This is a genomic window from Vibrio lentus (genome assembly GCF_002875945.1).
GTDB lineage: Bacteria > Pseudomonadota > Gammaproteobacteria > Enterobacterales > Vibrionaceae > Vibrio > Vibrio apostichopi.
Genome location: NZ_MCZK01000101.1, coordinates 156104 through 171076 on the forward strand (window position 1 = coordinate 156104; position 14973 = coordinate 171076).

Here is a 14973-nt window from a genome sequence, read left to right on the forward strand (position 1 = left end):
ATTTAACATTAATAATATTTGTGAAAAGCTGGAATGTCTCAAATTCAACCATAGACCAGTTTATGAATAATGCAGTGTCTTTTTATGACCACAAGGGATAGAAATATGACGAAAATCGCAATGTTAAGCACAGGTGAAGAAGTTCTTCATGGAGACATTGTAGACACAAACGCAGCTTGGATGTCTGGAGAGTTTTACCAACACGGCTTTGCTCTCGCCAAACGTTCCACTGTGGGTGACCAGATGAATGCTCTCATTGAAGAACTGCTGATGCTGAGCTTTAACTATGATGTGGTTATCGTCAATGGCGGGTTAGGGCCAACAACGGATGACATGAGTGCGGCAGCAGCAGCAGCAGCGTCAGAGCAGAAATTAGTCATGTTCCCTGAATGGCTGGATCGCATGGAAGAGATGTTTTCTGGACGTGGCATGCCGATGCCTGACAGCAACCTTAAACAAGCCTTGTTGCCAGCAAGCTCTGAGATTGTCGATAACCCAGTCGGCACTGCGTGTGGCTTCAAGTTGAAGATAAACGATGCGACGTTCTATTTCACACCGGGCGTACCGAGTGAATTCAAGCGCATGGTGACCTTTGAAATCCTGCCTGATTTGTCACGCGCTTATCCTCAAGTGGTTGCCTCTGAATGCAGTCGACTATTTACCTTTGGCTTATCTGAGTCGGGTATCTCTGATGTGTTGGACCAATTGAAACTGCCTGAAGGCTATGAGCTGGGTTATCGCTCTTATCTGCCGTTCATTGAGGTGAAATTGTTTGGGCCTAAGTCTGGTTTAGAAACGCGCGTTAAACTGCTACAAATGGTGTACAAGCTGTTAGAGAGTAATGTAGTGAGCGTTGATGAGCCGATGATTGACCATATTGGACACATCATGGCAGAGAGAAAGAAAACCCTGTCTGTTTCTGAAGTGTCGACCAAAGGTGCATTGTCGGCTTGGCTGCAATCGAATGAGCAGGTTGAAGATTGTTTTGGTCACTCATGGGTGATGGCTGAACCAAAAGAGAGTGAGCTTGAGAAGAGCGACCCATTGGCGGCGACTTTTGCATTAGCAGGCGCAACAAGAGAAAAGTGTGGCACTGAATTAGCCTTGGTGACGGGCAAGCTAGAAGGCAATACATTCAGTATTGCGCTGTCGAGCGAAGCGGGTGAGTGGGGCCAAGTGCTTGAGTTCTACCGTCAATATAACCGCGAAGATGCGCGCACCATTATCAAAACCGTTGCGGCAGATATGTTGAGAAGACACCTAGACAACAAACCTATGTTTGGTGATTACTCTTCATTAAAACGCGTGAAGGATATGTTTATCCCTTCAGCGATCATCAAGTAAGCAGCTCTTGTCGCTAACCAAGTTCTCTTGAGCCAAGACCTCTTGAACTAAGGTTAAGGCAGAACCAATAAAAAGGCCCAACATCTAAATAGGTGTTGGGCCTTTTGTTTATCTAGCCTTCTAGATAACCAGACAAGCTGCGATGTTTACACGTAATGCGTGATTACAAACCGCTTGTCATATGTAGACTGTAGAACAAACCACGGCCGATTAACTCTGAAGCCAAGAACAATACTAGTGCTAAGCCAAGGTTTACTGGGTTCACTTTTGCTTTGTTCAGCATAGGTAGAATCCAAATCAACAGGCTTGCCATTAGCAGTGCCACTTGAAGAATCACATAGCTGCCTAAACCGTCAACCAACTCAGATGCTTTAGCTACTGAAGTTTGGATGTCACCGATTAGGTTCAGTTTTCCTACTGTCACAATCAAGCTGATCGCAACGGCAATAACAGCCAGCATGGTGATGTTGCGGTCAACGGTAAAGCGGCTGTCGTTAGCGAATACAATCACGAATTGAGAAAGCAGCAAACCACCCACAACCATAGTCATGATGAAGCTCAGTGGTGTGTAGATGTTGTCCCATGTTGGTACTGTGTTGATCATGTATACATTGATCATTGCGTACATGAAGATAACACCCAGTACCATAGCGCCAACCATCAGTGCTTTCTGGATAGCAACGCCACCTTTCTTAACCACAGACAGTAGCCATTGCAGGCCGCCTACTGCGAAGAACGCCGCACCGAAGAATACTTCGTTAGACAACCAAGCAGAACCTAGTTGGTTAAAAGCGTTAAACGCGCGCAGTGGAGATCCCAGGTGCGTTGTCGAGAACATAAAACCAAGACCCATTAATGCCCATAGAATGAACATTGGAACCTTGTAGCTGTTCAGTTTCTCTTCGTCATGACCAAGTACCAGTGCACGTGCGCCAATCAGTAAGTAACCACCCACGGCTGTTTGTGCCAGTACCGTAAAGAAGATCAAAGACCACTCATGAAAAATCATCTTAAACCTCCTTCGGGTTTGCTAGGTGACCACTGGTATCGCCAGTAGGCTTCGCGTTTTTGTTCAGCTTAATCACGATGTTTGGCAGCGTTTCACTTGAAGATGGTAGTGGCGCTACATCTGCACCAGAACCGTACTTCTCGCGAAGTGTATTGATTTCACCAAACTCCAATGCACGAAGTGGGCAAGACTCAACACAGATAGGCTGTTTGCCTTCAGAAACACGTTGGTAACAACCATCGCATTTAGTCATGTGACCTTTCTTCGCATTGTATTGTGGTGCGCCGTAAGGGCACGCATTGCTACAGTGCTGACAACCAATACACACACTTTCGTCAACCACAACTAGGCCATCTTCGTCACGCTTGTGCATTGCGCCCGAAGGACACACTTTCACACATGCAGGGTTAGTACAGTGGTTACAAGCGATAGAAAGGTAGTAAGAAAAGACATCTTTCTGAACCCAGGTATCGCCATCTTGAGTGAAGCCACCACCGGCGTATTCGTATACGCGACGGTAGTTCGTTTTGATGTCTAGATCGTTATAATCTTTACAAGCAAGCTGACAGGTTTTACAACCCGTGCATTTACTTGAATCAATGTAAAAGCCGTATTGTTTCATTCCAACCTACCTTATGCTTTCTTTAGCGCTTTGATTTGAACTAGGTTTGTATGCTGAGGGTTACCCTTAGCAAGTGGGCTCGGGCGCTGAGTGGTCAGCACGTTAATAGAGCCTGCATGGTCGATCTTCTGACCATCTGGTGCGTACCATGCACCTTCGCCTAGTGCGACAACTCGAGGAAGGATCCTTGGTGTCACTTTCGCTGGAATATGAACTTCGCCACGGTCGTTAAAAATACTCACCATGTCGCCGTTTTCGATACCACGTTCTTTCGCATCAATCGGGTTGATCCACAACTCTTGCGGTGCTGCTGCTTTGATCTCTGCAACGTTGCCGTAAGTGGAGTGAGTACGCGCCTTGTAGTGGAAGCCGGTTAGCTGAAGTGGGTACTTCGCAGCCAGTGGGTCGTTGTGACCTTCAAAAGAGTCCGCGTAAACGGGAAGTGGGTGAATTACTTCGTCTTCTTTCAGTTTCCAAGTCTTCGCGATATCAGCCAGTTGCTCCGAGTAGATCTCAATCTTGCCACTTGGTGTGGTCAGTGGGTTCGCTTCAGGATCTTTACGGAAATCTTCGTAAGCGATGTAGTGGTGGTCATAGCTACGTTTGTAGATACCCAGCTCTTTCATCTCTTCGAAGGTTGGCAGTGTTGGATCGTTCTTACGAGTTTCTGCGTAAAGGTGTTCAATCCATTGCTCTTGAGTACGGCCTTCTGTGAACTCTTTTTCTACGCCCATGCGCTTCGCCAGTTGAGAACACATCTCGTAGATAGATTTCGCTTCGAACTGAGGCTCAATCGCTTTTTGCGCGAAGATGAAGTAAGGCATGTTCGCCGCTTTACCATCCATACACCAGTCGTCTTGCTCTGATGTTGTTAAATCAGGCAGGATGATATCGCCGTATTTCGCAGAAGAAGTCATGTGGTTATCGACTACAACAATCATTTCACACGCGGTATCGTCTTGAAGAATTTCGTGTGTTTTGTTGATGTCTGAGTGCTGGTTGATAATACAGTTACCTGCATAGTTCCAGATCATCTTGATTGGGTTTTTAAGGCGCTCTGCACCGCGAACACCATCAGTGATGTCAGTCATTTCATCGTGACGGTAAATCGCATCTGTCCACATGAACATTGAAATGGAAGTTTCAACTGGGTTTGGCACGGTAGGGAAGCGAACAAATGGAATATTGATGTCACTTTCACGAGCACCTGTAGAACCACCTGATACACCAACAGAACCGGTTAGTAGCGACAGCATTGCGATTGCACGACAAGCTAGCTCACCGTTTGCAGTACGTTGCAGGCCCCAACCTTGGTGGATTGCACACGGTTTTGCTGTGCCCATCTCACGACCAAGCTTAACGATGGTATCAACGGGAATACCTGTGATCTTAGAAGCCCACTCAGGCGTCTTCTCTACACCATCTTCACCTAAACCTAGGATGTAAGATTTGTAGTCGCTGTTTTTAGGTGCTGATGCAGGAAGTGTCTTCTCGTCGTAACCAACACAGTATTTGTCTAGGAATGGTTGATCGACAAGGTCTTCAGTGATCATCACATGTGCAAGACCGGCAACCAATGCGGCATCGGTAGAAGGGCGAATTGGGATCCATTGATCTTCACGGCCACCGGCAGTATCGGTGTAACGTGGATCGATGATGATCGTTCTTGCGTTTGATTTGTTTTTGCTTTCAACGTAGTGGTGGATCTGGCCGCCACCAGACATACGTGTCTCAGCTGGGTTGTTACCAAACTGAATGTTAAGCTTGGTGTTCTCTAGATCAGAGAAAGAGTTGTTGTTTGCCCAACCACCATAGGTGTAGCTCAAGCCTTTCGCGATTTGCGCTGTTGAGTAGTCACCGTAATGGTTTAGGTAACCACCACTTAGGTTCATTAGACGAGCAATCAGCGTTTGTGCTGGTGGCCAAGACTTAGTCACCGTACCGCCAAGTGTACCTGTACCGTAGTTTAGGTAGATGGTGTCGTTACCGTAGTCTTTGATAAGGCGTTGCATGGTGCCAGCAATTTCATCGTATGCTTCTTCCCAGCTAATACGTTTGAATTTACCTTCACCACGTTTACCCACACGTTTCATTGGGTATTTCAGGCGATCTGGGTTGTAAACACGGCGGCGCATAGAGCGACCACGTAGACAAGCACGAACTTGGTGCTGACCGTATTCGTCAGTACCTGTGTTGTCGGTTTCTACGTATTTGATTTCACCGTTTTGCACATGCATACGTAATGGGCAGCGAGAGCCACAGTTTACAGTACATGCACTCCATACGATTTTCTCATCCACACTCTCAGCAACCGCAGCCGCTACTGGTTTGGATTTGAAAGGTAAAGCGATACCGCCCGCGAGTGCGGCTGCGCTACCTACCGCAGAAGAAGCTTTCATGAAGCCTCTTCGAGTAAGATTCATTACCCCAGATTCTTTCTTATTCGTCATTCTAAGATGCCTATTGTTATTGATGACTAGCACTTTATAGGTAGTTTGGTCTCTATGTTTTTATTTCTAATTATTGATTGATTGGCATCAAATAAGATCGGAATTAAAATATTATGAATCGAATGTATAAAATAGATCAAAGAATCCAATCGTATTATTTATATAATTGTCGTTAAACCAATTACGGTATAAATAAGAATGATTATTGATACGCATAAATTGCTCGGTTCATTATTTTATCAAGCAACTAATAAAGAACAGTTAATAGATATTGTTCAGGCCTTAGTAGAGAGCCAAGTTTTATCAGAAGATTGTTTACTGGCACTCCAAAACGAACAGGAAGATGCACTAACTGCAGAGTTTAGTCGGCTGTTTGAAGGAGTTGGAGACATGCTAGCGCCACCTTGGGGCTCTGTTTATCTCGATAAAGACCGTATTGTGTTTGGCGCATCGACTGTAGAATATCGACAGTTTTTAGAATTGAATCATATAGAATTAGATACAGGCTTAAGAGAGCCTGAAGACCAATTTGGTTTAATGCTACTCGCACATGCGTATTTGTTAGAAAATAATAATATTGATTCAGCTCGTGAATTATTAGAGTCTCATTTATTAACTTGGTCATCTGTTTATTTAGAAAAATTTAATTCAGCATCAGAGTTATCTTTTTATAAGAAGCTATCAAGTGATGTAATAGATTGGCTTGAGCAATTAACATCTGAATATAATTTAAACGTTGCTACTAAAAAGTTATATATCGATTAATGTCTGAACAAATAAATTCAAATAGGCGTGGTTTCTTAACTCGGCTCTCTAAACCGGTTAAAGCCGCCGCGAGTTATGAAGAGAAATCGCAGCGCCTACATGCAAGGCCACCAAGAGCTGTCGATGAGGTGCTGTTTGAGCGTCTTTGCGATGGTTGTGGTTTGTGCGAGCAAGCATGTCCAAATAGTGTCATTGAGATGCTAGAGGGCAGTGCGCTACTGAATTTGGATTACAACAGTTGTTCGCTGTGTGATAAGTGCAGCGAAGTATGCACGACTGGCGCACTTCATCAAACGGTCACGCCTTATATCGACCTTAAGCCTAGCTTTGCGGATAGCTGTAACAACTACATGCAAATGGATTGCAATGCGTGCCAGACCGCTTGTTCAGCGGCTGCGATACACATCGAAGCTGGGGAGTTGCCTATGGTAGCTCAAGATAAGTGCAATGGCTGTGGAGAGTGCCGAAGCGCTTGTTATATTGGTTCCGTGACTCTGAACCTGACTCAACAGTAAACGTCAGGGTTTGCTTAGTGGGAACCAACAAGAAGGCTTTGGTTGAGTGATAGACGAGTCGTCTCAGATACCTAAAGACATGAATAGAAAAAGGGTCCGCATTCCTAAAGGAAGCGGATCCTTTTTTGATTCTTATTGACGATATTCGAGCAAAGCGACCTAAAGCCAGTTGGCTTATGCGCGTTTTTGCTTGTTTCTATGAATCACGTTACTCAGCGACAAATCAGTTTTTGCTTTGCAGATGCACGGCAAAATCTCGTCGCCTTGTGTGTAAGCCATAGCAAAACCAACGTACTCAACTTCACCAGAATCCAACGTGCAACGACATGCGCCACAGTGCCCATCTCGGCAGTTGTATTCTGGTTCTAAGCCCGCTTGTTCCATTGTTTCCAATAGAGTATTCGACGGGTTAGATTCAATCGAAGTCAGCTTGTTGATTTTGATTGTTGGCATTACAGCTCAAATCCTTCAAAGTCGTCAGCTTTTACTTCGTTGTCGATTTGACCAACTAGGTAAGAACTGATTTCAGCTTCTTGTGGAGCAACTTGTACGTTATCTGAAGATAGCCATGCGTTGATCCATGGGATTGGGTTCGATGTTGCTTCTGGGTAAGCAGTACCTAAACCAACCGCTTGCATACGGATATTGGTAATGTATTCAACGTATTGGCAAAGAATGTCTTTGTTCAGACCAATCATCGAGCCATCTTTGAATAGGTATTCTGCCCACTCTTTTTCTTGCTCTGCCGCTTCTTTGAATAGGTCGAAACACTCTTGCTTACACTCTTCAGCGATCTGCATGAATTCGAAGTCATCTTGGCCATTACGCAGCAAGTTGATCATGTGCTGTGTACCAGTAAGGTGAAGTGCTTCATCACGAGCGATTAGCTTGATGATCTTCGCGTTACCTTCCATTAGCTCGCGTTCAGCGAATGCGAATGAACATGCAAAACTCACGTAGAAACGAATCGCTTCCAGTGCGTTTACAGACATTAGACATACGTAAAGCTTCTTCTTCAGGTCGTGAAGTGAAATCTTAACGTCTTCGCCGTTGATGTTGTGGTTGCCTTCACCGTAGCGGTGGTAGTCAGCCGTCAGCTTGATCAAATCGTCGTAGTAAAACGCGATGTCTTTCGCACGCTTTAGGATCTCTTCGTTTTCAACGATGTCGTCAAATACTACGCCTGGATCATTCACGATGTTACGGATGATGTGCGTGTATGAACGAGAGTGAATCGTTTCAGAGAATGACCATGTCTCAATCCAAGTTTCAACTTCTGGCAGTGATACCAAAGGAAGTAGGGCAACGTTAGGGCTGCGGCCTTGGATAGAATCTAGAAGTGTTTGGTACTTCAGGTTAGAGATGAAGATGTGCTTTTCATGCTCAGGAAGCTTGTTGTAGTCGATACGGTCGCTAGACACGTCTACTTCTTCTGGACGCCAGAAGAAAGAAAGCTGCTTTTCGATCAACTTTTCGAAGATTTCGAATTTCTGTTGGTCGTAACGTGCAACGTTTACCGACTGACCCAAGAACATTGGTTCTTTTAGTTGGTCATTTTTTTGTTGAGAAAAAGTACTGTAAGCCATAAATGCCTCAAATCCTTTAAGGACCCGTAATAAAACGAACCCTGTTAATGCTTTAAACCCAGAGAAGATAACTTCTCTGGGGTCTTAATGTTTATTGCGGTTTAGATCTTACAACCGCCGCCTTCACAATCTTCTTCCGGCACTTGAACTGCATCGCCTTGGTCGTCTTTAGCACCATCACGAGTGTTATGGTAGTAAAGCGTCTTAACACCGTACTTGTACGCTGTTAGCAAGTCTTTAAGCAGCTGCTTCATTGGTACCTTACCGCTGTCGTAAACACTTGGATCATAGTTAGTGTTTGCAGAGATAGCTTGGTCAACGAATTTTTGCATGATACCCACTAAGTGAAGGTAACCATCGTTAGTACCAATGTTCCAAAGTAGCTCGTAGTTCTCTTTAAGATTTAGGAAATCAGGAACCACTTGCTTCAGGATGCCGTCTTTCGACGCTTTAACTGATACGTAACCACGAGGTGGTTCGATACCGTTAGTCGCGTTCGAGATTTGAGACGAAGTCTCAGAAGGCATAAGCGCTGTCAGTGTAGAGTTACGTAGGCCGTGCTCCATGATCTCTTCACGTAGCGTGTCCCAATCATAGTGCAGTGGCTCTTCACATACTAAGTCGATATCTTTTTTGTAAGTATCGATTGGCAGTAGGCCTTTCGCGTAGTTGGTTTCGTGGAAAGATGGGCAACGGCCTTGCTCTTTCGCTAGGTCAACAGACGCTTTTAGCAAGTGGTATTGAATTGCTTCAAAAGTACGGTGAGTCAGGCCATTTGCGCTGCCATCAGAATACTTAACACCATTCTTCGCTAGGTAGTATGCGTAGTTGATTACACCCACACCTAGAGTACGACGGTTCATTGTCGACTTACGTGCTGCTGGAAGCGGGTAGTCTTGGTAATCAAGTAGTGCATCTAGAGCACGAACAACCAATTCAGAAAGCTCAGCCAGATCGTCTAACTCGTTGATTGCGCCTAGGTTAAACGCTGAAAGCGTACATAGTGCAATCTCACCTTCGTCATCTTCTACGTTAGAAAGCGGCTTAGTTGGTAGCGCGATTTCTAGACATAGGTTCGATTGACGAACAGGAGCTACTTCAGAATCAAACGGGCTGTGTGTATTACAGTGGTCAACGTTCTGAATGTAGATACGACCAGTAGAAGCACGCTCTTGCATTAGCAGAGAGAATAGCTCAACGGCTTTAACCGTTTCACGCTTCACTGAAGGATCGTTTTCGTACTTAACGTAAAGTGCTTCAAAACGCTCTTGGTTTTCGAAGAACGCGTCGTAAAGGCCAGGTACGTCAGAAGGTGAGAACAGGCTGATGTTGCCACCTTGAACAAGACGAGAGTACATAAGCTTGTTCAGCTGTACGCCGTAGTCCATGTGACGAACACGGTTCTCTTCAACTCCGCGGTTGTTTTTCAGTACTAATAGAGACTGAACTTCACCGTGCCATAGTGGGTAGAACACGGTTGCTGCGCCGCCACGAACACCACCTTGAGAACAACATTTTACTGCTGTTTGGAAGTATTTGTAGAAAGGGATACAGCCAGTATGGAACGCTTCACCATTACGGATTTCAGAACCAAGCGCACGGATACGACCTGCGTTGATACCAATACCAGCACGTTGAGATACGTAACGAACAATAGAGCTTGCTGTTGCGTTGATAGAATCAAGGCTGTCACCACACTCAATCAGTACACATGAACTGAATTGACGAGTAGGCGTACGTACACCAGACATAATTGGTGTAGGTAGAGAAATCTTAAACGTAGACGAGGCGTCGTAAAAACGTTTGATGTAATCCAGACGAGTTGATTTCGGGTATTTACCGAATAAACACGCAGCAACTAGGATGTAAAGGAACTGAGCACTCTCGTAGATTTCTTTTGTTACACGGTTTTGCACGAAGTATTTACCTTCAAGCTGCTTAACCGCTGCGTAAGAAAAGTTTAAGTCACGCTTGTGGTCGATGTACGCGTCAAGCTCTTCGAATTCAGCTTTCGTGTAGTCTTCCATAAGGTGGCTATCGTATTTACCCATATCAACCAGTTTTGCAACGTGGTCATAAAGAGCAGGCGGCTCGTATTCACCGTACGCTTTTTTACGTAGGTGGAACACTGACAGACGTGCTGCTAGATATTGGTAATCAGGAGTCTCTTCAGAGATTAAATCCGCTGCTGACTTGATGATTGTCTCATGAATGTCAGTCGTGGTAATGCCATCGTAAAACTGAATGTGAGCTTTCAATTCTACTTGTGATACAGAAACATTGTGCAAGCCTTCAGCTGCCCATGTGATCACTCGATGGATTTTCTCTAAATCGATCGTTTCTTTGCGCCCGTTACGCTTGGTAACAGTAAGTTGTTGGTTCATTCTGCTTAATTTCCCTAACAAAACTGAACAAGGCCGTGTTTTTGTGTATTTCTGTGTAATTTTTGTAAATTACGTTTCGGCTTTGTGATCTTGGTCTACCCATACATTGTAGTTCAAACACAACATATGGGGGTCATTTGTTTGTTGGGTTACAAGATAGTGCTACAACTGATATTTTTCAAGGTAAAGAAATTGGGTTGCTTGTGGATAAGTGGTGGATTAAAAAAAACTGTAAGTGACCACTAACTGATGAGGTTAGATGTGACTTGATTGTATAAAAGCCGCCTTTTAAGGATGCTTTATTTTTGCACTCCCATAAAAAAAAATCCCTTGATCTTTGAGCAAAATGGGCGATGGATTTTAGGTGATTAAATTTAAATCGAGGTGGTCAAAATGGAAGCTGGCGCACGAAATTTAGACTGAAAAAAGTCGCAAACTTATGTTAATTGCAACTCTTTTCATGGGTCTTTTTTATAAAAGATTTTACGGTAGGGATACTGGTAGATGCACGAATATTTATTGGGCGAAATTTTGAGTGTGAACGATGTAATTCACATCGACATTCGACCCTAAACGATACGTGTCTGTTAGTGGGTTGTAATGCAGCCCAGTAATACCTAACTCTTGTAGAGGCGTATTGTCGATCATCTTGATGAGTTCAGCTGGTCGAATGAACTTTTCGTGGTCGTGAGTACCTTCAGGCACAATCTTAAGAAGCTTCTCTGCACCAACAATCGCAAACAGGTAAGACTTAAAGTTTCGGTTCAATGTCGAGAAGAACACATGGCCACCTGGTTTAACCAACTTTGAACAAGCCGAGATAACCGATTGTGGGTCAGGAACGTGCTCTAGCATTTCCATGCACGTCACCACATCGTAAGTTTGTGGGTTTTGCTCTGCATGGTCTTCAATGGTGCTTTGGATGTAATCTAGCTTGGTGCCGGTTTCTAATGCGTGTAGACGAGCGACTTCTAGCGGTTCTTTACCCATATCTAGGCCGGTAACTAATGCACCCTCTACAGCCATGCTCTCAGCCAAAATACCGCCACCGCAGCCAACATCGAGAACTTTCTTGCCAAATAGGCCTTCGGTTTTCTCTAGCACGTAATTTAGGCGCAGCGGATTGATTTGATGTAGTGGCTTAAACTCGCCTTCTAGATCCCACCAGCGCGACGCCATGTCTTCGAATTTTTTGATTTCTGCTGGGTCTACGTTCTGTGATTTAGTCATAATCGGCATTTCCAAGTTAAATAATGCATCCATGAAATTGCAGGCATTATAACTTGCCTTTTCCTGCTGACCAGAAGATCTACAATTTTGCGAGTTTATTGGGTGTAAAGTGACCATGTTTCAGCAAGATATGACGCTGAGGTGCAATTTCTCATCAATAGATTGGCTACAAGGGTCACAAGATGGTAAAAGGAGAGGGAAAGTGATGCCTCCGTAGGTAAATTTGTGTTATATTTTTCGGTCTTATACGTATTCAAAAATACGATCTGACTATAGAGGGAAAATGGCTCTATGAGCGATCTAGCGAAAGAGATCACGCCCGTAAATATTGAAGATGAGCTTAGAGGTTCATACCTAGACTACGCGATGTCCGTCATCGTTGGTCGTGCCCTTCCAGATGTGCGTGATGGCCTAAAACCAGTACACCGCCGCGTTTTGTTCGCGATGAATGTACTAGGTAATGATTGGAACAAAGCATATAAAAAGTCTGCTCGTGTAGTAGGCGATGTAATCGGTAAATATCACCCACACGGTGATAGTGCGGTATACGAGTCAATTGTTCGTATGGCTCAGCCGTTTTCACTACGCTATATGTTAGTCGATGGCCAAGGTAACTTTGGTTCGGTTGACGGCGATTCAGCTGCGGCAATGCGTTATACCGAAGTTCGTATGTCAAAAATAGCTGGTGAGCTATTAACGGATCTTGATAAAGATACGGTTGACTTCGTTCCTAACTATGATGGAACCGAGCAAATACCAGCAGTTTTACCAACAAAAATACCAAACCTATTGGTTAACGGTGCTTCTGGTATCGCAGTAGGTATGGCTACCAACATCCCGCCGCATAACCTCGGCGAAGTTGTTGATGGCTGTTTAGCATTTATCAATAATGAAGACATCACTATTGATGAGCTAATGGACTACATCCCTGGTCCAGACTTCCCGACAGCAGCATTAATCAGTGGCCGTAAGGGCATTGTTGATGCATATAAGACTGGTCGTGGCAAAGTTTACATGCGCTCGCGCGCGAACATTGAAATGGAAAAGAACGGTAAAGAAACAATTATCGTTACTGAAATTCCATATCAAGTGAACAAAGCTCGTCTGATCGAGAAGATTGCAGAACTTGTAAAAGACAAGAAAGTTGAAGGCATCAGTGCATTGCGTGACGAATCTGATAAAGATGGTATGCGTATTGTTATTGAATGTAAGCGTGATGCTGTCGGTGAAGTTGTACTAAACAACCTTTACTCACAAACTCAACTGCAAACAACTTTCGGCATCAACATGGTTGCTCTGAACAACGGCCAACCACAACTTTTCAACATTAAAGATATGTTGAAGTGTTTTGTTGATCACCGTCGTGAAGTTGTGACACGTCGTACTATCTTCGAACTGAAGAAAGCGCGCGACCGTGCACATATCTTGGAAGCTCTATCTTTAGCGCTTGCAAACATTGATGAAATCATTGAACTGATCAAGAACGCACCAACACCAGCAGAAGCTAAAGTTGGTCTAGTATCTCGTGGTTGGGATCTTGGTAACGTTGCATCAATGCTTGAACGTGCTGGTACTGATGCAGCTCGTCCAGATTGGCTTGAAGACCAATACGGTATCCGTGATGGTCAATACTTCCTAACGGAAACTCAAGCGCAAGCTATTCTAGAACTTCGTCTTCACCGCCTAACTGGCCTTGAGCACGAGAAGATTCTAGACGAGTACAAAGCACTTCTAGAAGAGATCGCTGAGCTAATGCATATTCTTGCAAGCACTGAGCGTTTGATGGAAGTGATCCGTGAAGAACTTGAAGCGGTACGTGATATCTATGGCGACGAGCGTCGTACAGAAATCACAGCAGCGGTTCATGACATCGACATGGAAGAGCTAATTGCTCAAGAAGACGTTGTAGTAACGCTTTCTAACGCAGGTTACGTTAAGTACCAAATCCTAAGCGACTACGAAGCTCAGCGTCGTGGTGGTAAAGGTAAGAGTGCAACTAAGATGAAAGATGAGGATTACATTGAGCGTCTGCTTGTTGCTAATACTCACGATAACATCTTATGTTTCTCTACTCGTGGTAAGACGTACCGCTTGAAAGTTTACCAACTTCCACAAGCAAGCCGCACCGCTCGTGGTAAGCCTATCGTTAACATTCTTCCTCTAGAAGAAGGTGAGCGTATTACGGCTATCCTGCCTGTTTCTGAGTTCTCTAACGAGAAATTCATCTTCATGGCAACAGGCGACGGTACAGTTAAGAAGACATCACTGGATCAATTCGCAAACGTACGTGCTAACGGCCTAATCGCAGTTAACCTACGTGACGATGATTCACTGATTGGCGTTGATATTACTGATGGTAATAGCGACATCATGCTGTTCTCTAAATCGGGCAAAGTTGTTCGCTTTAACGAGGACAAAGTACGTCCAATGGGTCGTACTGCCTCTGGTGTTCGTGGTATGAAGCTTCCAGAAGACGATCAAGTGGTTTCACTGATTGTTCCTTCAAACGAAGGCGATATCCTAACTGTGACTCAAAACGGTTACGGTAAGCGTACTGAGCTGGCTGAATACCCAACGAAAGGCCGTGCAACGCAAGGTGTAGTATCTATCAAAGTCTCTGATCGTAATGGCCCAGTAGTTGGTGCTGTTCAGGTTGAAGAAGGCGATGAAATGATGATGATCACCGACGCAGGTACACTAGTACGTACTCGCGTAGCGGAAGTAAGCCAAGTTGGTCGTAACACTCAAGGTGTGACACTGATTCGTACTGCTGAAGACGAGAATGTTGTAGGTCTACAACGTATCGACGAAGTAGAAGAAGCTGAGATTGTTGAAGGCGAAGAAACTGAAGAAGCAAATGCTGACGCAGTAAACGCTGAAACAGCTGTTGTTTCTGAATCAAGTGAAGAGCAAGCATCAGATGCTTCTGACTCTGAAAGTGATAGCGAGCAAGACACTGAGTAATCTCTATTACGTTAAGTAATTAAGTTTACCAATGAAAAAACCGGGCCTAAGTGCTCGGTTTTTTATTGCCTGTCATTTCACTATTTTTCTCATTTCTCATTTCT

Annotated in this window: 11 protein-coding genes; 4 read left to right on the plus strand and 7 right to left on the minus strand. The window is 44.4% G+C overall.

Annotation, left to right across the window (positions count from 1 at the left end):
- Window positions 1-105: 105 nt before the first annotated feature.
- On the plus strand, window positions 106-1344 hold the full coding sequence (locus BCT49_RS08305) for a CinA family nicotinamide mononucleotide deamidase-related protein (protein WP_102434833.1): 1239 nt from the start codon (window positions 106-108) through the stop codon (window positions 1342-1344).
- 163 nt (window positions 1345-1507) lie between these two features.
- Here BCT49_RS08305 and BCT49_RS08310 read toward each other — a convergent pair whose 3' ends face one another.
- The 3 genes from BCT49_RS08310 to BCT49_RS08320 are packed head-to-tail and all read right to left on the minus strand — an operon-like array spanning window position 1508 to window position 5425.
- Window positions 1508-2353, minus strand: coding sequence for a dimethyl sulfoxide reductase anchor subunit family protein (locus BCT49_RS08310; protein WP_102434834.1), 846 nt, complete (start codon window positions 2351-2353; stop codon window positions 1508-1510).
- 1 nt (window position 2354) lies between these two features.
- A complete protein-coding gene (locus tag BCT49_RS08315) occupies window positions 2355-2975 on the minus strand; it encodes a DMSO/selenate family reductase complex B subunit (protein ID WP_017106644.1) in 621 nt (206 codons plus the stop codon).
- A gap of 11 nt (window positions 2976-2986) precedes the next feature.
- The gene (locus BCT49_RS08320) at window positions 2987-5425 is read right to left on the minus strand and encodes a DmsA/YnfE/YnfF family dimethyl sulfoxide reductase (protein ID WP_102434835.1); all 2439 of its coding nucleotides are present in this window, start codon (window positions 5423-5425) and stop codon (window positions 2987-2989) included.
- 198 nt (window positions 5426-5623) lie between these two features.
- Here BCT49_RS08320 and BCT49_RS08325 point away from each other — a divergent pair, with 198 nt between their 5' ends.
- Entirely contained in the window at window positions 5624-6190 is a 567-nt protein-coding gene (locus tag BCT49_RS08325) for a TorD/DmsD family molecular chaperone (RefSeq protein WP_102434836.1), read from the plus strand.
- The gene (gene napF / locus BCT49_RS08330; RefSeq protein ID WP_102434837.1) at window positions 6190-6705 is read left to right on the plus strand and encodes a ferredoxin-type protein NapF; all 516 of its coding nucleotides are present in this window, start codon (window positions 6190-6192) and stop codon (window positions 6703-6705) included. The genes BCT49_RS08325 and napF overlap by 1 nt, the downstream gene beginning before the upstream one ends.
- 174 nt (window positions 6706-6879) lie before the next feature.
- Here the strand turns inward: napF and yfaE are convergent, their stop codons facing one another.
- The 4 genes from yfaE to ubiG form a co-directional block, all read right to left on the minus strand.
- A complete protein-coding gene (gene yfaE / locus BCT49_RS08335; RefSeq protein ID WP_102361266.1) occupies window positions 6880-7158 on the minus strand; it encodes a class I ribonucleotide reductase maintenance protein YfaE in 279 nt (92 codons plus the stop codon).
- Window positions 7158-8291, minus strand: a complete 1134-nt coding sequence (gene nrdB, locus BCT49_RS08340; protein WP_004733365.1) for a class Ia ribonucleoside-diphosphate reductase subunit beta — start codon at window positions 8289-8291, stop codon at window positions 7158-7160. The genes yfaE and nrdB overlap by 1 nt, the downstream gene beginning before the upstream one ends.
- Before the next feature lie 101 nt (window positions 8292-8392).
- Complete coding sequence (nrdA, locus tag BCT49_RS08345; RefSeq protein ID WP_076669905.1) at window positions 8393-10675, minus strand: class 1a ribonucleoside-diphosphate reductase subunit alpha; 2283 nt, start codon at window positions 10673-10675, stop codon at window positions 8393-8395.
- Between the two features lie 516 nt (window positions 10676-11191).
- Window positions 11192-11938, minus strand: a complete 747-nt coding sequence (gene ubiG / locus BCT49_RS08350) for a bifunctional 2-polyprenyl-6-hydroxyphenol methylase/3-demethylubiquinol 3-O-methyltransferase UbiG (RefSeq protein ID WP_102434838.1) — start codon at window positions 11936-11938, stop codon at window positions 11192-11194.
- 258 nt (window positions 11939-12196) lie between these two features.
- Here ubiG and gyrA point away from each other — a divergent pair, with 258 nt between their 5' ends.
- Window positions 12197-14869, plus strand: a complete 2673-nt coding sequence (gene gyrA / locus BCT49_RS08355) for a DNA topoisomerase (ATP-hydrolyzing) subunit A (protein ID WP_017106649.1) — start codon at window positions 12197-12199, stop codon at window positions 14867-14869.
- Window positions 14870-14973 lie beyond the last annotated feature (104 nt).

Excerpts from the sequence above, each read along its gene's own strand:
- BCT49_RS08305 (WP_102434833.1), top strand. The coding sequence starts at position 106 with ATGACGAAAATCGCAATGTTAAGCACAGGTGAAGAAGTTCTTCATGGA.
- BCT49_RS08310 (WP_102434834.1), bottom strand. The coding sequence starts at position 2,353 with ATGATTTTTCATGAGTGGTCTTTGATCTTCTTTACGGTACTGGCACAA.
- BCT49_RS08315 (WP_017106644.1), bottom strand. The coding sequence starts at position 2,975 with ATGAAACAATACGGCTTTTACATTGATTCAAGTAAATGCACGGGTTGT.
- BCT49_RS08320 (WP_102434835.1), bottom strand. The coding sequence starts at position 5,425 with ATGACGAATAAGAAAGAATCTGGGGTAATGAATCTTACTCGAAGAGGC.
- BCT49_RS08325 (WP_102434836.1), top strand. The coding sequence starts at position 5,624 with ATGATTATTGATACGCATAAATTGCTCGGTTCATTATTTTATCAAGCA.
- napF (WP_102434837.1), top strand. The coding sequence starts at position 6,190 with ATGTCTGAACAAATAAATTCAAATAGGCGTGGTTTCTTAACTCGGCTC.
- yfaE (WP_102361266.1), bottom strand. The coding sequence starts at position 7,158 with ATGCCAACAATCAAAATCAACAAGCTGACTTCGATTGAATCTAACCCG.
- nrdB (WP_004733365.1), bottom strand. The coding sequence starts at position 8,291 with ATGGCTTACAGTACTTTTTCTCAACAAAAAAATGACCAACTAAAAGAA.
- nrdA (WP_076669905.1), bottom strand. The coding sequence starts at position 10,675 with ATGAACCAACAACTTACTGTTACCAAGCGTAACGGGCGCAAAGAAACG.
- ubiG (WP_102434838.1), bottom strand. The coding sequence starts at position 11,938 with ATGGATGCATTATTTAACTTGGAAATGCCGATTATGACTAAATCACAG.
- gyrA (WP_017106649.1), top strand. The coding sequence starts at position 12,197 with ATGAGCGATCTAGCGAAAGAGATCACGCCCGTAAATATTGAAGATGAG.